28 protein-coding genes and 1 pseudogene are annotated in these 22,160 nt (G+C 56.8%); 16 read left to right on the top strand and 13 right to left on the bottom strand.

The features are described from left to right. The first annotated feature begins 4 nt into the window (after positions 1–4). Together folD and GIW02_RS12350 are read left to right on the top strand one after the other, a co-directional pair. Positions 5–859: a bifunctional methylenetetrahydrofolate dehydrogenase/methenyltetrahydrofolate cyclohydrolase FolD gene (gene folD / locus GIW02_RS12355; protein WP_236412714.1), complete on the top strand. Its 855-nt coding sequence runs from the start codon at positions 5–7 to the stop codon at positions 857–859. Positions 860–1,211: 352 nt separating this feature from the next. Further along, positions 1,212–1,421: a hypothetical protein gene (locus GIW02_RS12350; protein WP_236412707.1), complete on the top strand. Its 210-nt coding sequence runs from the start codon at positions 1,212–1,214 to the stop codon at positions 1,419–1,421. Between the two features lie 3 nt (positions 1,422–1,424). Here GIW02_RS12350 and GIW02_RS12345 read toward each other — a convergent pair. The 6 genes and pseudogenes from GIW02_RS12345 to GIW02_RS12320 all read right to left on the bottom strand — a co-directional run. Beyond that, a pseudogene (locus GIW02_RS12345) lies at positions 1,425–1,745 on the bottom strand (DUF4113 domain-containing protein); the annotation flags it as partial. Continuing rightward, a complete protein-coding gene (locus tag GIW02_RS12340; RefSeq protein ID WP_236412705.1) occupies positions 1,661–2,386 on the bottom strand; it encodes a phage tail protein in 726 nt (241 codons plus the stop codon). The gene GIW02_RS12340 and the pseudogene GIW02_RS12345, both read right to left, overlap by 85 nt. Then, entirely contained in the window at positions 2,313–2,798 is a 486-nt protein-coding gene (locus tag GIW02_RS12335) for a DnaB-like helicase N-terminal domain-containing protein (RefSeq protein WP_236412703.1), read from the bottom strand. Before GIW02_RS12335 ends, GIW02_RS12340 begins: the two co-directional genes overlap by 74 nt. Continuing rightward, a complete protein-coding gene (locus GIW02_RS12330) occupies positions 2,791–3,498 on the bottom strand; it encodes a helix-turn-helix domain-containing protein (RefSeq protein ID WP_236421879.1) in 708 nt (235 codons plus the stop codon). Before GIW02_RS12330 ends, GIW02_RS12335 begins: the two co-directional genes overlap by 8 nt. Continuing rightward, positions 3,495–3,719: a hypothetical protein gene (locus GIW02_RS12325; protein ID WP_236412699.1), complete on the bottom strand. Its 225-nt coding sequence runs from the start codon at positions 3,717–3,719 to the stop codon at positions 3,495–3,497. The genes GIW02_RS12330 and GIW02_RS12325 overlap by 4 nt, the downstream gene beginning before the upstream one ends. Positions 3,720–3,863: 144 nt before the next feature. Further along, positions 3,864–4,067, bottom strand: coding sequence for a transcriptional regulator (locus GIW02_RS12320; RefSeq protein WP_214497948.1), 204 nt, complete (start codon positions 4,065–4,067; stop codon positions 3,864–3,866). 73 nt (positions 4,068–4,140) lie between these two features. Between GIW02_RS12320 and GIW02_RS12315 the strand changes: the two genes are divergently transcribed. The 3 genes from GIW02_RS12315 (at position 4,141) to GIW02_RS12305 (ending at position 6,200) form a co-directional block, all read left to right on the top strand. After that, positions 4,141–4,893 carry an XRE family transcriptional regulator gene (locus tag GIW02_RS12315; protein ID WP_456361638.1) on the top strand — a complete coding sequence of 251 codons (753 nt, stop codon included), beginning with the start codon at positions 4,141–4,143 and terminating at the stop codon, positions 4,891–4,893. 411 nt (positions 4,894–5,304) lie between these two features. After that, positions 5,305–5,685 carry a LuxR C-terminal-related transcriptional regulator gene (locus GIW02_RS12310; RefSeq protein ID WP_236412689.1) on the top strand — a complete coding sequence of 127 codons (381 nt, stop codon included), beginning with the start codon at positions 5,305–5,307 and terminating at the stop codon, positions 5,683–5,685. Between the two features lie 242 nt (positions 5,686–5,927). After that, positions 5,928–6,200 (top strand): hypothetical protein, encoded by a 273-nt coding sequence (locus tag GIW02_RS12305; protein WP_236412687.1) that lies wholly within the window; start codon positions 5,928–5,930, stop codon positions 6,198–6,200. A 22-nt stretch (positions 6,201–6,222) separates the two neighbouring features. Here the strand turns inward: GIW02_RS12305 and GIW02_RS12300 are convergent, their stop codons facing one another. Both GIW02_RS12300 and GIW02_RS12295 read right to left on the bottom strand, forming a co-directional pair. After that, positions 6,223–6,657, bottom strand: a complete 435-nt coding sequence (locus GIW02_RS12300) for a hypothetical protein (RefSeq protein WP_236412686.1) — start codon at positions 6,655–6,657, stop codon at positions 6,223–6,225. Further along, positions 6,657–7,058: a hypothetical protein gene (locus GIW02_RS12295; RefSeq protein ID WP_236412684.1), complete on the bottom strand. Its 402-nt coding sequence runs from the start codon at positions 7,056–7,058 to the stop codon at positions 6,657–6,659. The genes GIW02_RS12300 and GIW02_RS12295 overlap by 1 nt, the downstream gene beginning before the upstream one ends. Before the next feature lie 302 nt (positions 7,059–7,360). Here GIW02_RS12295 and GIW02_RS12290 point away from each other — a divergent pair, with 302 nt between their 5' ends. Next, positions 7,361–7,543: a hypothetical protein gene (locus GIW02_RS12290; protein WP_456361637.1), complete on the top strand. Its 183-nt coding sequence runs from the start codon at positions 7,361–7,363 to the stop codon at positions 7,541–7,543. Here the strand turns inward: GIW02_RS12290 and GIW02_RS12285 are convergent. Together GIW02_RS12285 and GIW02_RS12280 are read right to left on the bottom strand one after the other, a co-directional pair. Next, positions 7,533–7,754, bottom strand: coding sequence for a hypothetical protein (locus GIW02_RS12285; protein ID WP_236412682.1), 222 nt, complete (start codon positions 7,752–7,754; stop codon positions 7,533–7,535). The genes GIW02_RS12290 and GIW02_RS12285 overlap by 11 nt on opposite strands. A gap of 104 nt (positions 7,755–7,858) precedes the next feature. Further along, positions 7,859–8,827 (bottom strand): hypothetical protein, encoded by a 969-nt coding sequence (locus GIW02_RS12280; RefSeq protein ID WP_236412680.1) that lies wholly within the window; start codon positions 8,825–8,827, stop codon positions 7,859–7,861. Positions 8,828–8,921: 94 nt separating this feature from the next. Here GIW02_RS12280 and GIW02_RS12275 point away from each other — a divergent pair, with 94 nt between their 5' ends. After that, on the top strand, positions 8,922–9,701 hold the full coding sequence (locus tag GIW02_RS12275; RefSeq protein WP_236412678.1) for a DUF2786 domain-containing protein: 780 nt from the start codon (positions 8,922–8,924) through the stop codon (positions 9,699–9,701). A 369-nt stretch (positions 9,702–10,070) separates the two neighbouring features. Here the strand turns inward: GIW02_RS12275 and GIW02_RS12270 are convergent, their stop codons facing one another. Beyond that, positions 10,071–11,072 (bottom strand): hypothetical protein, encoded by a 1,002-nt coding sequence (locus tag GIW02_RS12270; RefSeq protein ID WP_236412676.1) that lies wholly within the window; start codon positions 11,070–11,072, stop codon positions 10,071–10,073. Between the two features lie 141 nt (positions 11,073–11,213). Between GIW02_RS12270 and GIW02_RS12265 the strand changes: the two genes are divergently transcribed. The 5 genes from GIW02_RS12265 (at position 11,214) to pbpG (ending at position 14,436) form a co-directional block, all read left to right on the top strand. Beyond that, entirely contained in the window at positions 11,214–11,543 is a 330-nt protein-coding gene (locus GIW02_RS12265; RefSeq protein WP_236412673.1) for a hypothetical protein, read from the top strand. Positions 11,544–11,690: 147 nt separating this feature from the next. Then, positions 11,691–11,876 (top strand): hypothetical protein, encoded by a 186-nt coding sequence (locus GIW02_RS12260; protein WP_236412671.1) that lies wholly within the window; start codon positions 11,691–11,693, stop codon positions 11,874–11,876. Positions 11,877–11,996: 120 nt separating this feature from the next. Next, entirely contained in the window at positions 11,997–12,341 is a 345-nt protein-coding gene (locus tag GIW02_RS27250; protein WP_236412669.1) for a hypothetical protein, read from the top strand. Further along, positions 12,242–13,378, top strand: a complete 1,137-nt coding sequence (locus GIW02_RS12250) for a tyrosine-type recombinase/integrase (protein WP_236412754.1) — start codon at positions 12,242–12,244, stop codon at positions 13,376–13,378. The genes GIW02_RS27250 and GIW02_RS12250 overlap by 100 nt, the downstream gene beginning before the upstream one ends. Positions 13,379–13,512: 134 nt before the next feature. Next, the gene (gene pbpG, locus GIW02_RS12245; RefSeq protein WP_236412668.1) at positions 13,513–14,436 is read left to right on the top strand and encodes a D-alanyl-D-alanine endopeptidase; all 924 of its coding nucleotides are present in this window, start codon (positions 13,513–13,515) and stop codon (positions 14,434–14,436) included. 137 nt (positions 14,437–14,573) lie between these two features. Here pbpG and GIW02_RS12240 read toward each other — a convergent pair whose 3' ends face one another. Further along, positions 14,574–15,236, bottom strand: a complete 663-nt coding sequence (locus GIW02_RS12240) for a peptidase C39 family protein (RefSeq protein WP_236412665.1) — start codon at positions 15,234–15,236, stop codon at positions 14,574–14,576. 210 nt (positions 15,237–15,446) lie between these two features. On the opposite strand from GIW02_RS12240, the gene GIW02_RS12235 reads away from it, so the two are divergent. Continuing rightward, positions 15,447–15,608 (top strand): hypothetical protein, encoded by a 162-nt coding sequence (locus GIW02_RS12235; protein WP_236412663.1) that lies wholly within the window; start codon positions 15,447–15,449, stop codon positions 15,606–15,608. Here GIW02_RS12235 and GIW02_RS12230 read toward each other — a convergent pair. After that, a complete protein-coding gene (locus GIW02_RS12230) occupies positions 15,605–16,024 on the bottom strand; it encodes a PA0061/PA0062 family lipoprotein (protein ID WP_236412661.1) in 420 nt (139 codons plus the stop codon). The two genes, GIW02_RS12235 and GIW02_RS12230, sit on opposite strands and share 4 nt — an antisense overlap. 207 nt (positions 16,025–16,231) lie before the next feature. Here GIW02_RS12230 and GIW02_RS12225 point away from each other — a divergent pair, with 207 nt between their 5' ends. Genes GIW02_RS12225 through GIW02_RS12215 form a run of 3 tightly spaced genes read left to right on the top strand, consistent with a single transcriptional unit; the run spans position 16,232 to position 22,035 of the window. Next, complete coding sequence (locus GIW02_RS12225) at positions 16,232–19,453, top strand: efflux RND transporter permease subunit (RefSeq protein ID WP_236412659.1); 3,222 nt, start codon at positions 16,232–16,234, stop codon at positions 19,451–19,453. Next, positions 19,443–20,612, top strand: coding sequence for an efflux RND transporter periplasmic adaptor subunit (locus GIW02_RS12220; protein WP_236412657.1), 1,170 nt, complete (start codon positions 19,443–19,445; stop codon positions 20,610–20,612). Before GIW02_RS12225 ends, GIW02_RS12220 begins: the two co-directional genes overlap by 11 nt. Then, on the top strand, positions 20,596–22,035 hold the full coding sequence (locus GIW02_RS12215) for an efflux transporter outer membrane subunit (RefSeq protein ID WP_236412655.1): 1,440 nt from the start codon (positions 20,596–20,598) through the stop codon (positions 22,033–22,035). Before GIW02_RS12220 ends, GIW02_RS12215 begins: the two co-directional genes overlap by 17 nt. The last annotated feature ends 125 nt before the right edge of the window (positions 22,036–22,160 follow it).

Genomic DNA, 22,160 nt, shown 5'->3' with positions numbered 1-22,160 from the left:
CGTAATGACTGCACAACTTATCGACGGCAAATCAATCGCCGCCAGCCTGCGCCAGCAGATCGCCAAACGGGTCACCGAGCGCAGCCAGCAAGGCCTGCGCACCCCGGGCCTCGCGGTGATCCTGGTCGGCAGCGATCCTGCCTCTCAGGTTTATGTCTCGCACAAGCGTAAAGACTGTGAAGAGGTCGGCTTTATTTCCAAGGCCTACGACTTGCCTTGCGAAACCACCCAGCAGGCCCTCACCGACCTGATCGACGGCCTCAACGATGACCCCGGCATCGACGGCATCCTGCTGCAACTGCCGCTGCCCGAGCACCTCGATGCCTCCAAGTTGCTCGAGCGCATCCGCCCGGACAAAGACGTCGACGGTTTCCACCCTTATAACGTCGGCCGCCTGGCCCAGCGTATTCCGCTGCTGCGTCCTTGCACCCCCAAAGGCATCATGACCTTGCTGGAAAGCACCGGTGTCAACCTGTACGGCCTCGATGCGGTCGTCGTCGGCGCGTCCAACATCGTCGGTCGCCCGATGGCCATGGAGCTGCTGCTGGCCGGTTGCACCGTAACCGTTACCCATCGCTTCACCAAGGACCTGGCCGGCCACGTCGGCCGCGCCGACCTGGTGGTGGTGGCCGCCGGCAAGCCGGGCCTGGTCAAGGGTGAGTGGATCAAGGAAGGCGCCATCGTCATCGACGTGGGCATCAACCGCCAGGAAGACGGCAAGCTGGTTGGCGATGTGGTGTACGAAACCGCCCTGCCCCGCGCCGGCTGGATCACCCCCGTACCCGGTGGTGTGGGCCCGATGACCCGTGCCTGCCTGCTGGAAAACACCCTGTACGCAGCAGAAACCCTGCACGGTTAATAACCCGCCGTACTGAAAAAGCCCTGCCTTATCGCGGGGCTTTTTATTGGCCGCGATAAAACCGGTTTTTTCTTAGTTTTTAAGCACTTTCGTCTGGTTCTCGAAGAACATTCGACAGTTATTCGTCCATACTCCTAATATTAATTTTGTGTTTTCCAGGGTTTTACAAAGTAGCAAGGCCCAGCAAATACAGGGCCTTTACTACTTTGGGATACACACCATTCGATAGCGGAACGCAGTCAGTGGTACAAAAATTGGTACGAGATCCATCCCTCACACGGCGTCCTGCCGACCGAACACAACTACCCAAAGAACCGACTGCTAAGCTCTTCAAACTGCCAGAGGAAAGCCGATGCCAAATTCAGACCTACTCCCCTCCCTTCTGTCCAAGCTCTACGAAAACCAGCTGGCCCTTGAGGCATCCATCATGGAGTTAACAAACTGGGTGCAGCAGCGCGGCTCCGTTGAAGTCGCCGAGAACATCCGTGGCGCCCTGCACACCATCAACGAGAACGAAGAGTTCATCAAACTGACACTGGGCGTTCTGATGTCGCCTGAGTGATCGCTACTTGCAGGCAATCGTCCACAGCTGGTCAAGCTTTGTGGTGTAGCTCTGGCTCATCATCTCACGCCGCATCCCCCAGTCAGGATTGGTAGGCACGCTGGCAGACCGTAGCGTCCCCCTTCCCCATCGATCGTTGATTTGGTCCAGCACTGACATTACCCGTGTCGCTTCTGCCGGCTGCGAGACCGCGAATAGATCATCGGTGTACTCGCCAGGCTGGCAGAGGTTCAGCAACATCACCTCGGCCTTGCTGTACTTGAATCCAGGCCGAAAAATACGGTCGAGCGCATCAACGGCGGCTTTGGTGAGTAGCCCGTGGTCAGGGTCACCGGCTTGAGCTGGGAGCCTATCGAGCGCAATGTGTTGAGCTGTTCCAGACCGCCACGGTAGCCCGGAAAAATATCGCCCTTGAGCGTGATCTTCTCGTCACCCATGCCCACGGCCTGCTGGGCCGACCGACGCGTCAGGCGCTCCTGGGAGGCCCAGCGGTATTCAGTCGAGCGACGCAGCGAATCAAAGGCCGCCGTATCAAGGTTGAAGTAATACGGTTGCGCCTTCGGGTCCAGCGGCTGAATGATCAGCAGATGGGGAAAAGGCTTCACCGCCTCTTTCGCCGGCGTCGCATCCGTGGCGAGCGCGCCAGTGGGCAGGATGTTGGCCAACGACGGGTCAATCTTGCCGGCGATCTTGTTGATCGCGGTAGCTGCCCGCCCTGCCTGCTCCTTCAAGGTGCCCAGGCGCTCGTCAATCTGCGACAGCGCGCGCGTAGCACGGTTGTAGGTGGCCACCAGCTGGCCAACCTTGGCTTGGGCAGTGGCAATACCGCGCATGACTCGCTGAAGCTTCTCCCCCACGGCAGGGCCAATAAACGGCAGATCCTCCAGCTCGTTAGCCGCGCCGGTGATTTCGCTGATCGCACCGTTTGACCACTTCGGATGTTGCCGACTGGCTGTCAATGGCATGGGACTCAGCCTGTACAGCGGCAACCTTGTCAGCCGCTGGCTGGTCCCCGTAGGCGATGTCATTGATCCGCACGCTAAGTTCGATGATCGACCTATCCAGGCTGCGCTCACGAACCGTTCCGGCGTAGGAAGCGGCGTTTGCAACACTCGGCGTATTGCGGGCAATTTCTGCAGCGTAGGCAAACGAACTCGCGCCACCAGGCAGATCCCCCACATAAACCCCGACCGTCACGATGTCGACGGGATGACCATCTCCGTGCAAGGCCAAAATTCCGCGATACAGCTCGGCGTTGTCCTCGTAGTAAAAGTCCTCTGGCACCAGGTCGGCGGCCAGGATGTCGATCAGCTCAGGGCGCAGGAACATCGCTCCCAGCACACCGTGTTCAGCTTCCAGGCTGTAGGGATCACGCATTGTAATTACCCTCAACAACCTTCACGAAGTTGCTTGGGGCAATCAGCCAATCGAAGTTGCAGCGGAAAGGATTCCCGCCAGAAGCCGAAACCTTACCCATCAGAAACTCGCTGGAGCGCACCAGGGCGAAATACTCAGCCCAGAAACTGAGATCCTGATGAACATCGCTTTCGTTCCAACGTGCGCTGACCTTGGCAATCCGATCCTTGGTCAACAACATGACTCGGGGGAACTCCGGGATCGTTGCGTTGAACAAATCGACGATTGCCTGGGTTGGGCATTTCGGCTTCGAAATTTTCGTTGGTTGCTCGGCACCAACAAGAGGTGACGGTTCACTTGATGGTTCTATTACGGTTCTGGGTGCGGCTGCTGCGGGGGTTTGCGTCGTGAGCTGCGGGGGTGGTGGTGCATCTGCTGCGGGGTGCGCCGCCTGCGGGGGTGCATAAGATGCGGGGGTTAGGGTGTAAATCGTTGAGCGCCCCATACGCTCCCGGACAGACAGGATGCCCACTTGGCCGAGCCACTTGATGGCAGCCTGAACCGTCCGTTCAGCGAGGCAAGTACGCTCAGAGATACGAGCAACGGAAGGCCAGCAAACACCCTCGTCGTTTGCATTATCGGCCAGCGAAATCAGTACAGCCTTTTGCGGGCCGCTCATGCCTTGCAACGGCCAGCACAGGCTCATGATGATGGTACTCATGCAGGGACATCCTGAGCAGGAGCCAGGGATGCCTTCAAGTAATCGAGGCATTCCCGGCGGAATTGAGACTTGGAAGCGCGCGAATACTGGCCGCTGATCATCAGGGCGGCATTCATCGCTGCGGATTGATTGGTGACTATGTGTCGTGACACCTTTTCGGGCTCGCCGGGAAGTGTCGTGACATCGCCAGAACTATTGACTGGGGGGGTGTTTTTGATCATTATTGACCTCGCTAAAACGCTGTACTGAACCGCCCTGCCAGGCGGTTTTTTTATGTCTGCTATTTGGGCACTGGATGAATCAACAGCTAATCCAGATCACTACCAGGCCTCGTTCTTCAGGTACAAAATCATCCCAACGAATGGCTAAGAGGCCTCTGGATATAGATCCGGTCTAAGCTCATGACGCGGTATACCGGTTGCCTGCTCGACGGAGATCACGCGCTCCGCTGGCACTCGCCCGGAGGCACACCAGCGCTGAACGTTCTGTGGCGTGCAGCCAAGCACGCGAGCTAGGGCCGACTGGCTGCCTGCTGCCCTGGCAGCACGCTCTGCTGCATTAGGTTCCATAGAATCCTCGTTAAAACTGCAATTACAACTCAAAGTTACAGAATTTCGAATATATCTACAAGTGAGAATTGCAATGCTCGCTACAAGTGCTGGTTGTATTCTCACTTCCATGACAACGACCTCCTCACGCATAGCCGCAGCACGAGAAGCGCAGGGACTCAATCAATCTGAGTTAGCCCGCAAGCTTGGCGTTAGCCCTCAGTCGGTCCAAGCATGGGAGTCGGGGCGCACAGCTCCACGAAACCCGCGCATCAAGCATCTGAGCGAAGTGCTTGGCGTCTCACTGGCTTACTTGATGGGTGAATCTGGGCCAGCCGAATCACACAGCGCCACTACTGACACCTCTCTACAAGCAATCGAACCCTGGGACGAAAGCACCCCTCTTGATGACGATGAGGTTTACGTACCTTTTCTTCGCGAGATTGAGCTCGCGGCCGGCTCTGGAAAATTTGCCATAGAGGAAAGCGACAGCTCTCGACTGCGCTTTTTCAAGAAGGATCTGCGGCACAACGGCGTTCAATTCAGTAACGCAAAGTGCGTGGTTGTAAGCGGGAACAGCATGCTTCCGGTATTACGAGACGGTGCAACCGTGGGTATCAATGTTGGAAAAAATACACTGAAGGACGTGGTTGACGGGGAGATGTACGCCATCAACCACAACGGCCAACTCAGAATTAAGCAACTGTTTCGCCTACCCACAGGCATTCGCTTGCGAAGCTTCAACCGCGATGAGCATCCTGATGAGGAGTACACATTTCAGGAGATCCAGGAGCAGCAACTTGGCATCCTGGGCCATGTGTTTTGGTGGGCAATGTACTCCCGCTAACCAATTCTAAATTCATTCCAAATCACCAGAGCCCGCCATTGCGCGGGCTTTTTCATGCATCCTAAAATTACAAAAATGCATCCTGTCTGCAAAAATAATTACAACCCACGCTTGCAAATTACAATTATGGGTTGTAATTTTGCCTCATCGCCGGATAACAACCGGCCCGATGGAAGGCAGCGATGAACCGGCCTCAATGGTTCAGAGGGTTGGCAACTGACCCGGGTGCGCAGCGTAAAGCGCCAAGACGAGTTATCCAGCGGGAGAACAAGCCGAAAGGCCCGCGGCTGGACAAACAATTTGATGGGCCGGCGACGACGCCAGTAGCGGGAAGCCGGCAAGCGACACCAGAAGATTTCACTTCTGCACCTGGTGACGGGTGCAGCGGGAAAACAACCGGGAGTCAAAGCGATGAACGAAATCATCAACGGCGCATGGAAGGGTCACCTCGGTAGAGGCCTTGCGCCCAAAGAGCTTCAGTACCTACTGGCCGCCGCCCAGGGCATGACGGCCAAAGAGATTGCCCGCCAGTTCGACGTAGCAGCCTGCACTGTAGCGAAGCGCCTTTCCTGCGCCATGTTCAAGCTCGGCGTTACCCGTCAGACCGCCATGATTGCCGAAGCTATGCGCCGCCAAATCATCTCGCCGATGTGCTTCGTGTTGGCGGCGCTGATCGCCATGCACGCAATGATCGGTGACGAGTCAATGCGTCGTGACCGCCGGGTGCCAGAACGCCGTACTGCAGAAGTCAGGATGGTACGCCGCGCCGAACAACTGGCGCTGCTTGCCTGATCATAGGTGGCCACTGCCTACCCGGTGAGCGAACAACGTAGAATTGGCAGCCATGTAAACGCACAGATACCAGCGCAGCCCAGATAGCCCCGCTGGCTTGTTACGTAATGAGGGAATAGCCCGGTTTCGACTGGGCTTTTTTATGTCTCGCTTTTATCCGTCAGCACCCTCCCCTGGGCCACCGGCAAAAAACAGTCGGTCAGGCTGCTGACGAATAAACGCAACCCACTGAGGTGTCAACCATGCACGCATCAATTCAACAGCGCATAGACGGGGTGGCGGCCCTGCATGTACGGTCCCGCATCGCCACCGCCGAGTTCTACGCCTTGATCGGAAAGGAGCAGCCTGTGCAACAGATTCGATTCCAAATTATTTGCCGCGGCAAGGCGTATCACATCGTTGAAATCGCGACTCGAAAGGTGAAGGGCTTCCGCTGGACGTGGAAGGAAGCGGTCAATCTGGCACAAGTGTTGGAAGCACACGCCCAAGGCATAAATATCTCACGGCCAGGTTAGTCCACATTCAATCTAAGGCTTACTAAAGCATAGTCCTGGTCACGCTGGCTGCCATGTCAAAAGCTGACTTAAGTACCTTATCAAAGTATCTCATACGCCCTTTCAGACTTGGCTGATTTAATGCCTTCAATATATATATTTTATCAGGCTTATCTAGATTCAATAGAGCCGCTTTTAAATAATCTGGATACTCTTTGTTTTCGGCACGACCTTTAACACCCGAAAAATATATGTGTCTATAGGCATCAATTTCGTTCTTTAAAGTTTCAGATTCAACCCGAAGATTTTCCATATCCTTTTGCAACTTTAACGTTTCTTCGTGAAGCGTCTTCGACAGTTCGATGATGAACTCCATTTCAGCCTTAGATCTTCTTGTGAGACTTCTCAAAGCTCCGAGCAGTGCAACAATAGCCAATAATACGGGTGCGAGAGCAACCAACGACATTAAATCTTCCATTACTCGCTCCTCAACCAGAACTCAGTGAAAGGTCTAAGATCAATAACGTGATACCAAAACTTCAGAGCAACATTCGTTACAAATAAAATCCCAATCGTCCATAGCGCATTGAAATCACCGACCGCGACGGCGGTCTTATTAGTAATCTGATACATAACCGCACCAAACATTGCGATATAAAAAATTGCGATAATAATGGAGATCACCAAAATAGGACCGATCCGGCATACCATCCCAGTTGATATCGAGTACATGCTAGCAGCCAAAACTGCCGACGCCACACTTACATCCCCAGAAATAGCCCATTCAACTAAAAGTGGACTGATTGGGAGAACTAGGTTCAAAAGAACGCTCATTATCCAATGCTGTGCAGCCTCTAAACGATCTATCCCTGTACTCATCGCACTACTCATTATCAAAAAATTCAACTTAACCGTATTTTTCGGCATCCACATACCGCATCAGCAGTAGATGATGGCTGATTGTCATGATGTCACATAACCCAACATATTACTCCTTTCGCATGCGGTCACGGATTGCGGCACCCGGGTGCCAGCGCCAACTACAGACATGGCTGGATATACCGTCCCACCGAATTGAAGAGGTAGGCGATGGCCGAGGAACATCAGGACGTCGACGGCGGAAGCCATGAAGCAGCGCCGCAAGCGCGAGAAGGCAGCTCGACTTCAACAACCAGCAGGAGGTGTTTCAGAACCTGCTGCGCAACGTGATCGCCGCAGACTTCGAAACGGCGGCGCAGATGCTCAATTGTGTCACGACACCTTTTGTTGTCAGCGAAAAGGTGTCGCAAGCATTTTATGAAAGCAGTATCGCTGAACTCGCGACAGATCCAGGCGATCTAGAGAGACCAGATGTCAGTCTCTGAACGTTACCTTGCCTGGCGCGGCAGCTGCAATACGAACCATGTCACCAGTAGTTTTACTGCTGCCAATGATGGTTAAGTGACCGCCACCGCTAGCGATTGCTGCCGCAATGCGAACCAAATCACCCGTAGTTTTTTGAGTATCAATCTCTAAAGACGCCCCGGCCGCCGCAATTCTCACGAGATCTCCGGTCGTTTTTGCACTTACACCCATTTTGCTCTCCTAATTCCGGCTCCATGCCGGTAACCCGTAATACCCCAACTCATACCAAATTGCTATGATGCGCCAAAAGCCAGGCTGGTCCAGCATGCCTAGGTTCACAACGCTAGAGACGCATATTGTGGGTGGCTATCGAGATCGATTGCGACAGGAATATCGGCAATTCCATAGATGGGCCTTGAGATGCAAATGAACGGGACATGCAGGCTCAGCTCCTCGAAGATGCTTATCCCCCATTGAGCGATCAAAAGGATGTAAAGCGCAGACATCGCATTGTAGACAGCATTAAAGTTTGCAAGGCATAACTTGTCAAAAGCATCATGCTTGACATGATTATAGGCATCGTACCATTGGAGTGTTTGCGTGGGCTTCTCGACACTCCAGTCCTTAAAGGGGTAAGAACTGCCACACCCGTGGCGCAATTTCAACGAAGCGCCCCAGTCCTTAAGATACAAAACCTGAATAAGCTTGGCAAAGTCACCAGTATTATAATTTTTTCGATTTGGTTTTACATTATTTACCTCCAAAATTCCTGAGAAGTTAGCCTCAATCTCGGTACAAGACAAAATCAGCAACTCTCTCATTCTATTACTATAAGCCTTGTAATTATCTGTGTGGGGCTCAAGATACCTAAAGCTATCAGAGAACTCATTAAATAGCTCTGAGGCGTTACGAGCTGCACGCAGCTTGACAATATAGTCGTTATATTCAATTTTTGGATGAGGGTTACAGGTCACCTCTCCATTCTGTACAACGACGCCACGCCAAATGCGCCGGTTCTTTACGCCAGGTTTAAATGCCGACTTAACGATTGTTTCTATTTTGTTGACTTTGCAAGCTGGTGAAAGCTGCATAATAACATCGGTAGCGAACGCGATTAATGACTCTTCACTTTGATAGTCCCACTCCCCATCGAGCGAGCTGCTCAAAAAAAAGACGGACTCCCTCATATCTTTCTCAAACCTGAGCTCGAGTGATCCAGGGATATAAAAATTAACTTTCGTCTGTGCACTTCTCCAGAAAGCGGCGAATTCCTGAAATCGGGACTTAACAACGTACATTTCCATAATTTAAAACTTCCCGAAGGTGAATTAGCTACAAACTGACTATGGTCATAAATACCCCACTTCAACGAATCACGCCAGCCGACCAGGATCCCCTATGTCCGCACAACAGATCGACGAAAAGAAGCTAGAGCGCGCAATCCGCAAGATTAAACACTGCCTGGCACTGGCACAGAGCGCAAACGAAAACGAGGCAGCTACTGCGCTCAGGCAGGCTCAGGCACTGATGCGGGAGTACCGGCTGACCGAAATGGATGTGAAGTTGAGCGATGTCGGTGAAGTTGAGTCCGCCCTCTTCCGCACCAAGCGGCGACCAGCGTGGGATCAGCAGCTCAGCATAGCTGTAGCAGAAGCATTCAGTTGCACAACCCTACGGCGCAGGACGTGGAGTTCTGCGAAAGCCCAGGTAATTGAGTGCGCAACATTCGTCGGAGTGTCTCCCGCCCAGAACATCGCCCTTTACGCGTACGAGGCACTGCACACCAAGCTCACGCAAGCCCGCAAGGCCTACTGCTCAGAAGTCAGATCTGGCGTTCATCGCAGTCAGTATTCGGCAGAAACTGCCGGCGACCACTTTGCACTGGCGTGGGTCTGGGAGGTTCAGTCGAAGCTGAAAGCACTTGTGCCTCAACGCGACGACGATTCGCCCGAGCATCCCGCCACCGGACAAGACCTCGTCGCAATTCAAGCTAAGGACAAAGCTCTGATCAGCGAATATCTCGCTACCCAGAATATCGGGGAATCCAGGAAAGGAAAATCCGTTGAGTTGGACCTGAACGCTCAAATCGCCGGCATGCTCGCCGGTCGCAATGTGGAGCTGCATGCGGGCCTCGCGCGCGGCGGCGATAACCGCCTAGCGCTCTTGGCGAGCTTCTGATACAGGCTTATTGCTCCGAAGATCTATGGCGCAGTTAGGAGTCGAATAGGCTGTAATTGTTGATGTCGACCGGAGTGATCCAAGGGCTTTCCCCGCTTTCAATGCGCATGATCAGATAGTCTCTGGTGCGACCTATGTGAAACCTCTGACCTAGCTTTTCCATTTGCTCAATCAGTGCGCTTTGGATGCCGTAACGACCGCACTTCGAACAGACTCTTTCTACCAACGTTCCACCAAATCCCACAGTTTTATCCTCGGACATGCAAATCAAACACGTCATTTTCAGCGCTCCTTGTGGATCACCATTCAACTGTAGCTGATGCCTCACCACCCACCACCGCCCGGTCCTGCCAAAGTTCAGGACTCAGATCAGCTAACCGAAGATTTCATAAGCCAGCAGCGTCGATAATTCCATGCAAGCTTTTTCGATTCATCAGTCACTGGCGGATGGAAAAAACTGCCGCGCCCTTCAACCAAGATAGCAGCTACGGACAAAGAGTTAATAAGATTGATTAGCCGAAGGAAATTTGCTGCTGATGCGTAGCCTTCAAAAAGTCCATGCGAAATTCCATGCCGATTAAGAAGAGTTTCACGAGTATATAAAGACGTATGTTGATAAAGTGCAGTCTCGATGAATACAACAACATTCCCGAGCATTTGAATGCGCTCATGAAACCGCTCAAAAAAAGCAACATTCATTTGTTCTGGATACCAACCATAGCCGTCTAGAGCGCTATCAACTTCTTGCTGCTTTAGCTTTTTGAAAACTCTGAGTAGGGAGCGAGCATCTACTTTTTCGCCAACCGATAGGCCGAGATCGTTACCCATCGTCCTGATTATGCCCTCTACACAGGGAATTAGGCCTGTGATCGCCACTCCGTAAAGCCCTAGAAAATATGCCTTTATTGACTCACTTATTTGATCGGCGTACTTACTCATCGTCCGTTTCTTACGGTATACACCTTCTACAAGCGCTGCCAACGACTCACAATCAAACATACCAATCAAGCCAGCATCTGCGATTTTAAGCTTTTCTTCCATCGTGGGAGCGCATTGAACTGCGAATGATAGCTTGCTTAGCATACCCATCTGGTAATAAGGCGGGACAACGATATCTACCGAAAGAAAATCATCACGCATTCTAGTCAGCCCTGAATGCGTTATCGGAACACTTAATTCTTTTGGAAAAAAAGCTATAACATCAGGCGTACTAACTTTATAACCCACTACTTTATAAAAAACGTCTATGGCGGCAGCTTCAACCCGCCAACCATGCTCTGCCTGTTTTTCAAGGCATTCTTGGACAGCACACAAACCTCGTTTTAAAGCCTGCCTTCTGGAACACAGTCGATAAGCCGCAGCAATATCCATGTTGCCCTCCAAAAAAATAGAAGATCATCGTTTGAGACGGCGCAGCGTCAACTAAACAGCAGAAAATGTCATTAAAAACCTAGAAGCACCGTTACTCCTACACCCTCCAAAGTCAGCCGCTATAGCGGCAAGGACGAAGTCATGCCCGAAGAAATCAAATTGATCCAGCCAGCCCCCGTCGTGCGCGATGAATACGGCATGTTCGCTCATCCCGATATGCCCGACTTCGACGAGGGCGACGGTGAAAAGTGTAAGGCCTGGATCGCTGTACAGCGCTTACAGGTGAAGATGGTGCGGCTCGAATATCACAGCGACGAAGCAGTCTCTGAGCGCTATTTCGAAGCTGGCGACCCGGACTGCAGTTACTGGGAGCCGGACCGACCTGACGGCGAGGGTTGGTTTTGCCTGGCGATTCATGACACGGACGACGGCCCAGCCTGCTGGTGGGCGCGCCGTGAAGTGACGCCATGATCCTGCTCACGGTGCCTGCCATCCTCTGGTTCGCTTACGCCTTCATCTACAAGGGGCCGAGGCCATGAGAATTTTCAACTGAAAATAGTCGGGAAACCGTCAGTTCGCTGCGTTGAACATAGGGGCTCATCACACTAGGTGTACCTCATGAAAACTTTCGCAGAAGCGGTCATCGCCATTGCCCCTGTGGCCAGCCGCAAGTCCAGAAATCGCTTCTTCCGCTACTACGACAGATGGACTAACCGCCTATTTATGCGGGGTTTCATCAGCCTTCACGAGCGTCAAGATCTGCGTAAGCAAATCGCAGAGGCCTATTTAGCCTCCTTGATGTAATAACCCCCACTACATCCTGCCGCTTAGCGGCAGGCCAACCTTTTGCCGCCCTGCGCAGTAAGGAAACAACATGAACATCATCAAGACAACGCCGCCCAGTACGGGCAGCGGGAGGTAGCTATGGCTGAGGCCAAGGAAAAGTCAGAAGCATTTCAGCTCGACAAGGTGCCGGAGGCGCGCATGGCCGAGATCATCGGCACCACAAAACGCGCCCTGGAAGGAAAGCGTGATCGCGGCGTAATCCCAGAAGGGGTTTGGAACAAGATAGATGGCCGGATTTTTTATAGCATAAGGAGATATGAAGCATGGCTAGAAAGCCAATGGGCCTGCCCACAGGAGTTGAGTTCGTTGGGCAGTCTGTCCGCATTCGATTCACCTGGCGCGGTAAGCGCCGCTGCGAAACTCTCGCGCATCCCCAAACACCAAAAGGCATCAAGGCGGCAGCCGATCTACGCGATCAAGTAATTAGCCTGGCCAAGCATGGGGTTCTGGATGATCAGCGCTACGCTGAGCTTTTCCCGAACTCCAGCTACATGCCGGTTTCCCTGGAGATGACATTCGGCGAGTACGCCCAGGCCTGGTTAAACAGCCTGGAGATTGTAGCGGGCACCCGGAGAAACTACCGCGCGACGATCAACACCTACTGGATGCCTTGGCTTGGCCAACTGCCGATCACGGCAATCACTACGATGGTGCTGCGGCGTGTCATCAGCGAAACCGTATGGGAAACGCAATCTATTAAGCGAGAATCCATCGCCCGGGTTACCTCGCTGCTCAAGTCCGCGGTCCACGACGAGCTGATTGATCGGAATCCCGCGGCGCCAATCAAGCTTCCGAAAAAGGCAAAAAAGCAGGTCGACCCTTTTTCCGGGGAAGAGGCGGCAGCAATCGTTGAATGGATGTATGTGAATTTCAAGAAGCCAGGCGTGCAGGTGTTTGCTGCCTACTTTGAGTTTGCTTTCTATAGCGGCTTGAGGACTGGAGAGATAGCGGCTTTGCGCTGGGATGAGGTCGATCTGGAGGCGCGTACTGCACACGTCTGCCGTATCGTTGTTGATGGAGAGGTTCAGGAGCGCACCAAGACCAAGTACGCGAGGACGGTGATGCTGAACAGTCGGGCGCTGAACGCATTACGGCAGGCTAGGCAGATCGCCGACGACCGCTTGCAACAGCGTAGAAGGGTCAAAAAGGAGTCGAAGTTCGTTTTCCCACCATCGGGAAGTTCTGAGTTTATCGGCCGGCCATCCCAGACTGCAGAGCAGTTCGCCAAGGCTCTGGCGGCGCTGGAAATACGCGCCAGGCCCCAGTACAACTGCCGCCATACCTATGCCACTATGTGTTTAATGGCCGGAATGAACTCCGCATTCGTCGCCGTTCAGCTCGGGCACAGCGTTCAGGTTTTGCTTACGACCTACGCAAAATGGCTGTCGTCGACTACAGACTGGTCGGAGCTTGGAAAGCTTGAGCAAGCCATGATTGGTACAAAATTGGTACAAGCCTAACCAATCATCGGCTTACAGCCTTTATTTAAAGGCTATCTATCGCTTTCTGACCCATACTCCTAAAATGTAACGGCATTTGTCATATAACCCGTTCCAGAACGGTATTTCCTTACTTTTTTAGCGAGTTCATCCGCGTGAAAATTCGTCTTTCTATTGTCAGCCTGTTGTTTGCGTTCACAGGCACCTTTGCGCACGCAGCCGAAACCACCCAGGCCCCGCGTGACACCTCCAAACTGCAAATCGCCTCGGGCAGCGCCATGCTGGTCGACCTGCAGACCAACAAGGTTATCTACTCCAGCAACCCCGACGTGGTGGTGCCTATCGCCTCGGTGAGCAAGTTGATGACCGGCCTGGTGGTGCTGGAAGCCAAGCAGAACATGGATGAGTACATCGATATCAACATCAAGGACACGCCGGAAATGAAGGGCGTGTTCTCCCGGGTCAAAATCGGCAGCGAAATGCCGCGCAAGGAAATGCTGCTGATCGCCTTGATGTCGTCGGAAAACCGCGCCGCCGCCAGCCTGGCTCACCACTATCCGGGCGGCTACCCAGCCTTCATCGCGGCAATGAACGCCAAGGCCAAGGCGCTGGGCATGACCAGCACGCATTACGTCGAGCCCACCGGCCTGTCGATCCACAACGTGTCCACCGCCCGCGACCTGAGCAAACTGCTGGCCGCCGCGCGCCACTACCCGCTGCTGAGCCAACTGAGCACGACCAAGGAAAAGACCGTGTCTTTCCGCAAGCCAAACTACACCCTGGGCTTCTCCAACACCGACCACCTGATCAACCGCGCCAACTGGGACATCAAGTTGACCAAGACCGGCTTCACCAACCAGGCCGGCCACTGCCTGGTGCTGGTGACCAGCATGGGTAATCGTCCGGTGTCGCTGGTGATTCTGGATGCGTTCGGCAAATTCACTCACTTCGCCGACGCCAGCCGCATCCGTAACTGGGTCGAAACCGGCAAGAGCGGCTCGGTGCCGGACGTAGCGCTGCGCTACAAGGCTGACAAGAACCTGAAGAATCGGCCAAACGCTGCTGAAGTTCGCCGCTGAATAACACACCGATCCAATGTGGGAGGGGGCTTGCTCCCGAATGCGGTGATTCAGTCGATATATCGGCTGACTGACACTCTGCATTCGGGAGCAAGCCCCCTCCCACATTTGAGCAAGGGTGTTTTCAGAAATGTCGTTTACTTGCTTTCCGCCAACACCTTGAGCGCCTGCGCCGCCGCCCGCTCCTGCCCGGCCTGGCCCGTCGCGTCGGCAGCCGCGCGCCAACGCTGCGCGTCGACATTGGCCGGCAACTGGCTCGGACGCTGGGTGAGGATCGCCCAGTGCCCGGCGTTACTCCACTTCGACTCAAAGTCGCTGAAGCTCATCAACAGCCGCCGGTCCATGCCTGAGCGCAACAGCACCGTGCTTTTCTGCTGGTTGAAGCCCACTACGACCACGTAACGCGCCTCGGACCACAGCCCACCGCCGATGCGCGCCATCACCGGGTACCCCGCCGCCACCTGCGCCAGCACCGCGGTGAGCTTGGCATCCAGCGGGTACACCATCAGCCCGTACTCGCGCGCCAACACCTGCATGTTGCGCTCAAGGTCCGCCTCACCGCCCGGCAAGTGCAGCGGCTTATCCAACAAGCCGGGTGTCATGACAATGCCTTGTTGCGACAGCATGCTGGCCAAAGCCGAAGGGCCGCTTTGATAAGCCTCGCTGCGAAACGTCGGTACGCCATTGAGTTCGACGCGCTCCGGCAGGCCCGCCAGCTTCGACGGCTGCCCGGCACAGGCCGCAAGCCCGAGGGCACAGGCCAGTAGCACGGATGTTTTAAGGTTCGACCGTAACCGCAATTTTTTACTCTCTTGATCAACTGCCGGTAAGGGCCCTGATCATAGGACGCTCTGCCACGCGGGTATAGCCCGCAGTGCCAGTAAAACGCCGCGCATAGAGCAAACAAGTTGGACAGCACGACCATTGGTCAATAGCAGGCAACCGCCCAGTGACTAGACTGTCCATTGAGAAGACTGTGTGTGCCCCCTGCGGGGCGAAAGGAGGCCAGAATGAGCCTTGCAACAACGATTTTCATGTTGATCTGCGGTTGGCTGGCGGTAGCCGGCGCCATGTTGTGGGGGGTGCTGCGCATCACCCGTCGCCATCATCACCCCCACGCCACACCCGCTGCACCCGCCAAGCCCCATAAGGCCGCGGTGCACCACGCCTAGCCAGGCATGCAGTTGAAGTCCTGAGTGGCCGCGACCTCTTTGCCGTGGCCATCTTCCAGCGCGGCGCGCACGGTAGTGCCCAGGCTCGACTCGACCAGGGTGTAGTGCTCACCGGCCTTGAAGTGCTTGTACTCGACCCGCCCCTGACAATCCTGCTGATTGTCGTCGCCGGCCTCCTCCTCGAATAACGTCACATCCAACCGATGCGCCCCGGGGGCCACTTCAAAAAAGCGCCCATCCTCCACGCGCTTGCCGTCCACGCGTTCAGCCAACAGGTCATTCGGCGCTTCCTCTTTCAATCCGATCCAGGCTTCGCTTGGGTCCGCTTGGGGGATCGGGCCGGCGCAGGCTGACAACAGCAACACTGCACCCAGGGCGGGAATCAACAACAAAGGTTTGAATGGTTTAAGTGACATAGCAGGCAGGGCTCCAAAGCACATCAGAAAAAGTCGCGTTTGATGGGGAACAAGCTTGGAGAGCAGCCCCTTGCAGAACAAATGAATACATATGAAACGATCTTCAGCCCTTACCTAAATGTTCCTTCACCTGGCTGAAAGGTGCGTGTTAGGTGGGTCGCGTGAGACTGCCGGGGTTTGCAATCCTGCACCTAAAGAGGTTCACGCATGCTCGGGCTGGTGAAGACCGCACTGCAAAAGCCGTACACGTTTATCGTGTTGGCCATATTCATCTGCATCATCGGGCCGATGGCGGCCCTGCGAACGCCCACCGATGTGTTTCCCGATATCGGCATTCCCGTGGTCGCCGTGGTCTGGCAGTACAACGGCCTGTCGCCGGACGCCATGGCCGGTCGGGTGATCTACACCTACGAGCGCTCCTTGAGCACTACCGTCAACGACATCGAACATATCGAATCGCAATCACTGCCCGGCATGGGCATCGTCAAGATTTTCTTCCAGCCCGGCGTGGATATCCGCACCGCCAACGCGCAAGTCACGGCGGTGTCACAAACCGTGCTCAAGCAAATGCCGCCGGGCATCACGCCGCCACTGATCCTCAACTACAGCGCCTCCACAGTGCCGATCCTGCAAATGGCGTTTTCCAGCCCCAGCCTGTCGGAAGCCAAGATTCGCGACCTGGTGCAGAACAATATCCGCCTGCCCCTGAGCGCCCTGCCCGGCCTGGCCATGCCGACCCCGATGGGCGGCAAGCAACGGCAGATAACCCTCGACCTCGACCCGCAGGCGCTGGCCGCCAAAGGCTTGTCGGCCCAGGACGTGGGCAACGCCCTGGCCCTGCAAAACCAGATTATCCCAGTGGGCACCGCCAAGCTCGGCCCCAACGAATACACGATCCTGCTCAACAACAGCCCCAAGGCGATTGACGAGCTAAACGATCTGCCGATCAAGACCGTGGATGGCGCGATCATCACCATCGGCCAGGTGGCCCACGTGCGTGACGGCTCGCCGCCACAGACCAACATCGTACGCGTCGACGGTCATCGCGCCGTGCTGATGCCAGCGCTGAAAAACGGCAGCATTTCCACCCTGTCGATCATCGATGGCATCCGCCAGATGCTGCCGCGCATCAACGAAACCCTGCCGCCGTCGCTCAAGACCTCGCTGCTGGGTGACGCCTCGGTGTTCGTCAAGCAGTCGGTGGGCAGCGTGGCCCAGGAAGGCATCATTGCCGCGCTGCTGACCAGTGCGATGATTCTGCTGTTCCTCGGCAGTTGGCGTTCGACGCTGATCATCGCCGCCTCGATTCCCCTGGCCGTGCTCTCGGCCATCGCTTTGCTGGCGATCAGCGGGCAAACCCTCAACGTGATGACCCTCGGCGGGCTCGCATTGGCGGTGGGTATTTTGGTGGACGACGCCACGGTGACCATCGAAAACATCAACTGGCACCTGGAGCAAGGCAAGGCGGTGAAGACCGCGATCCTCGACGGCGCCGCGCAAATTGTCGGCCCGGCGTTCGTCTCGCTGCTGTGCATCTGCATCGTGTTTGTGCCGATGTTCCTGTTGCAGGGCATCGCCGGTTACCTGTTCCGGCCTATGGCGCTGGCGGTGATCTTTGCCATGGCCAGCTCGTTCGTCCTCTCGCGCACCCTGGTACCGACCCTGGCGATGTTCCTGCTCAAACCGCACGTACCCGAGCAAGGGCCAGGCCATCATCCGGAAGATGCATTCATCAACCACCATGAAGGCGAGCAGCATAAGAAACCGCGCCACGCAGCCCTGCAAGCCGTACTGAATTTCCAGCAGGGTTTCGAGCGGCACTTCTCGAATATCCGCGACACCTACCATGGCCTGCTGATGTTGGCGCTGGGCCATCGCACGCGCTTTATCGTCGGCTTCCTGGCCTGCGTGCTGGCGTCGTTCCTGCTGCTGCCGAGCCTGGGCCAGGACTTTTTCCCGGCGACCGATGCCGGTGCCCTGGCCCTGCATGTGCGCCTGCCGTTGGGCACGCGCATTGAAGAAAGCGCCGCCGCCTTCGACCGTATCGAGGCGCGGATTCGCGAGGTGATCCCGCCACAGGAGCTGGACACCATCGTTGACAATATCGGCATCCCGCTCAGCGGCATCGACATGGCCTACAGCAGCAGCGGCACCATCGGCCCGCAGGACGGCGACATCCAGGTCAGCCTGAAAAAGCACCACGCACCGACCGCCGACTACGTGAAAAAGCTGCGTGAAGCCTTGCCGCAGAGTTTCCCCGGCAGCCACTTCGCGTTCCTGCCGGCGGACATCAGCAGCCAAATCCTCAACTTTGGCGCGCCCGCCCCACTGGACGTGAAAATCTCCGGGCGCAACGACGCAGAAAACCGCGCGTATGCGGTCGCGCTCGAACGCCGCCTGCAACATGTACCCGGCATCGCCGACCTGCGTATCCAGCAGTCCACCGGCTACCCGTCGCTGCAGGTGAATGTCGACCGCATGCGCGCCAACGGTTTGGGCATTACTGAGCGTGACGTGACCAACAGCATGGTCGCCTCCCTCGCCGGCAGCTCCCAGGTGGCGCCGACCTTCTGGCTTAACCCGGCCAACGGCGTGTCGTATTCCATCGTGGCTGCAACGCCGCAATACCGCCTCGACAGCCTGCCGTCACTGGAAGCCTTGCCGGTGACCGGTGCCGATGGGCAGTCGCAGATCCTCGGCGGCGTAGCGAGCATCTCCCGCGTGCAAAGCCCGGCGGTGGTGACCCACTACAACATCGAGCCGACACTGGACCTGTACGCCAACGTGCAAGGCCGTGACCTCGGCGGCGTGGCCCGCGATGTGCAAAAAGTGCTGGATGACACGGCGTCCATGCGCCCCAAAGGCGCAGTGATCAGCCTGCATGGGCAGATCGACGCGTTGCATGAGGCCTTCAGCGGCTTGAGCCTGGGTTTGCTCGGCGCCGTGGTGCTGATCTACCTGCTGATCGTGGTCAACTTCCAGTCCTGGGCCGACCCGTTTGTGATCATCACTGCCCTGCCGGCCGCGTTGGCCGGCATCGTGTGGATGCTGTTTCTCAGCGGCACCTCACTGTCGGTGCCGGCGTTGACCGGGGCGATTTTGTGCATGGGCGTGGCCACCGCCAACTCGATCCTGGTGGTGAGCTTCTGCCGCGAGCGCCTGGCCGAACATGGCGACGCCTTGAAAGCCGCCATGGAGGCTGGGTACACACGCTTTCGCCCCGTGTGCATGACCGCCCTGGCGATGATCATCGGCATGTTGCCCCTGGCGCTTTCCGAGGAGCAGAACGCCCCCCTCGGCCGGGCGGTCATCGGTGGTTTGATCTTTGCCACCGTCGCCACTTTGTTGTTTGTTCCCGTGGTCTTCAGCCTGGTCCACGGTCGTCACCCTACTCGCGCTGCAGTTGGAGAAACCCCACATGTCGTCTGATCACACACCCTCGCGCAAGCGCCTGATGCTCATGGGTATCGGCGGCCTGACCCTGGCCGCCCTGCTGGTCGCCAACGGCCTGCATGCCCGCACGCTGCACGAACAATCCGTCACCGCCTGGACCGAAACCGCCGCCATCGCCCAAGTGAGGGTGTTGCAGCCCAAGCAGAACGTGGCCGGCGACACCCTGCGCCTGCCTGCCCACCTGGAGGCCTGGAGCAAGGCGCCGATCCATGCGCGGGTCAGCGGCTACCTCAAGGACTGGAAAGTCGACATCGGCAGCCAGGTCAAGGCCGGGCAAGTGCTGGCCGAAATCGACAGCCCGGACCTCGACCAACAGCTGGCACAAACCCACGCCCGCCTGATCCAGCAACAAGCGAACGCGCGCCTCGCCGAAACCACCGCCACGCGCTGGCAAAACCTGCTGGCCAGCCACTCGGTATCGCGCCAGGAAGCCGATGAAAAAACCTCCAACGCCGCCGCTGCCAAAGCCAACGCCCAAGCCGCGGCTGCCGACTACGCGCGCCTTACAGCGCTGGAAAGCTACAAGACCCTGCGCGCGCCGTTCGCCGGTACCATCACCGCGCGCAACACCGATATCGGCCAGTTGATCAAGGCCGACACCGACAGCGCCCCCGAGCTGTTCAACATCGCCGACACCCACCAGTTGCGCCTGTATGTGCCGGTGCCGCAGAACTACGCGGCGGTGATTCACCCGGGGCTTGAAGCTGAGTTGACCGTGCCCGAGCACCCCGGCGAGCACTTCAAGGCGCGGCTGATCGGCGACTCCACCGCCATCGACCGCCGCTCGGGCACCCTGCTCGCGCAGTTCGTGGCCGATAACCCTGACGGCGAGTTGCTGCCCGGTGACTACGCCGAGGCAACCCTGCCGATTCCGGCGGACACCCATGGCGTGAGCATCCCGGCCAGCACCTTGATCTTCCGCGCGCAAGGCACCCAGGTGGCGGTGCTCGACGCGCACAACCATGTGCACCTGCAAACCATCCACATCGGCCTGGACCTCGGCGAACGCCTGGTGATCGACCAGGGCCTGAAGCCCGCCGACCGCGTCATCGACAACCCACCCGACGCCCTGCGCGAAGGCGACCCGGTGCACCTCGCCGATGCCTCGGGAGGTGCCCATGCGCCCAAGGCTTAACCCCCTCGTGGCGCTGATGCTGCTGGCCTTGCAAGGCTGCTCGATGGCGCCCACCTACACGGTGCCCTCGGTTGCGCTGCCGGCGGGCTACCGCGAACAGACCAGCGACGGCCCCTGGCACAGCGCGCAACCGTGCGACCAACTGGCGCCCGAATGGTGGACGCTCTATAACGATTCGCGCCTGAATGACCTGCAACAGCAACTGCTCAAGGCCAACCCGGACCTGGCGGCGGCGCTGGCGCACTTTGACGCGTCCCAGGCGTATGCCAGCCAATTGCACGCCGGGCTGTTCCCACAGATCAGCGCCAGTGCGCAGCCGCTGCGCCAACGGCAATCCGATTCGCGACCGTTGCGGGGCACAACGCAGCCGTCGGTATACAACAGCAATACCGCCGGGTTTTCGTTGAGCTATGACCTGGACCTGTGGGGCAAGATCCGCAACCAGGTGGCGGCCGGTGATGCGCAGGCGCAAGCGTCTGGCGATGATCTGGCCGTGGCGCGCTTGAGTCTGCAACACCAGTTGGCAACCTTGTATGTGCAACTCAATGGGCTGGACGCGCAGGCGCGGATCCTCAATAGCTCACTGGATGATTTCAGCCAGGCGTTGCAGTTGACGCGCAGCCGTTATGAAGGCCAGATCGCCTCGGAACTGGACCTGACCCGCGCGCAAAATCAATTGGCCGAAGCCAAGGCGCAACTGGACGAAGTAAGCGGGCAACGCAACCTGACCGAGCATGCGATTGGTGAGTTGGTGGGTGTGGCGGCCAGCGATTTCACGTTGCCGCCAAGCCAACAATTGATGGCGTTGCCAGGCATCCCTGCGCAATTGCCGAGCCATCTGCTGCAACGTCGCCCGGACATCGCAGCGGCGGAGCGCCGGGTGTTTGCGGCGAACGCCAACATCGGCGTGGCCAAGGCCGCGTGGTACCCGGATTTCAGCCTGACCGGGTTGATTGGCGGGCAGACTCAGGGCGTCGGCAATCTGCTGTCTGCGGGCAATCGCTATTGGGCACTGGGGCCATTGATGAATGTGCCAATCTTTGATGGCGGCCGCCTGAGCGCCAATGAACGCCAAGCCAAAGCCGAGTTTGACGAAGCATCGGCGCAGTACCGCAGCCAGGTACTCAAGGCTGTGCGCGAAGTGGAAGACAACCTGGGCCAACTGCGGGATTTGCAGCAGGAGGCGCAGGATGAAAAGGCAGCAGCGGATGCGGCAGGGCACACACAGGGCTTGGCGATGAACAGCTATCAGGCTGGGGCTGTGAGCTACCTGGATGTGGTGACCGCGCAGACGGCGGCGTTGCAGGCGCAAAGGACATTGCAGGCGGTGCAGACCCGGCAGCTGCAGGCGAGTGTGGGGTTGGTGACGGCGCTGGGTGGGGGTTGGGAGCCTGAGAATGTTCTCGGCAGCGCACCGCTCTAGAAGCTGCTTGCTTGCGATTGCCGTGTGTCAGTCAGCTCATGTGTAGCTGACACACCGCCATCGGGAGCAAGCCCCCTCCCACAGGGGGCTCGCGTAAGACACACAATGTATGAGCGCCGCAGAAC

It is taken from the genome of Pseudomonas syringae, from assembly GCF_021606685.1.
GTDB lineage: Bacteria > Pseudomonadota > Gammaproteobacteria > Pseudomonadales > Pseudomonadaceae > Aquipseudomonas > Aquipseudomonas syringae_R.
This window is presented reverse-complemented; position numbering and strand designations above follow the sequence as displayed.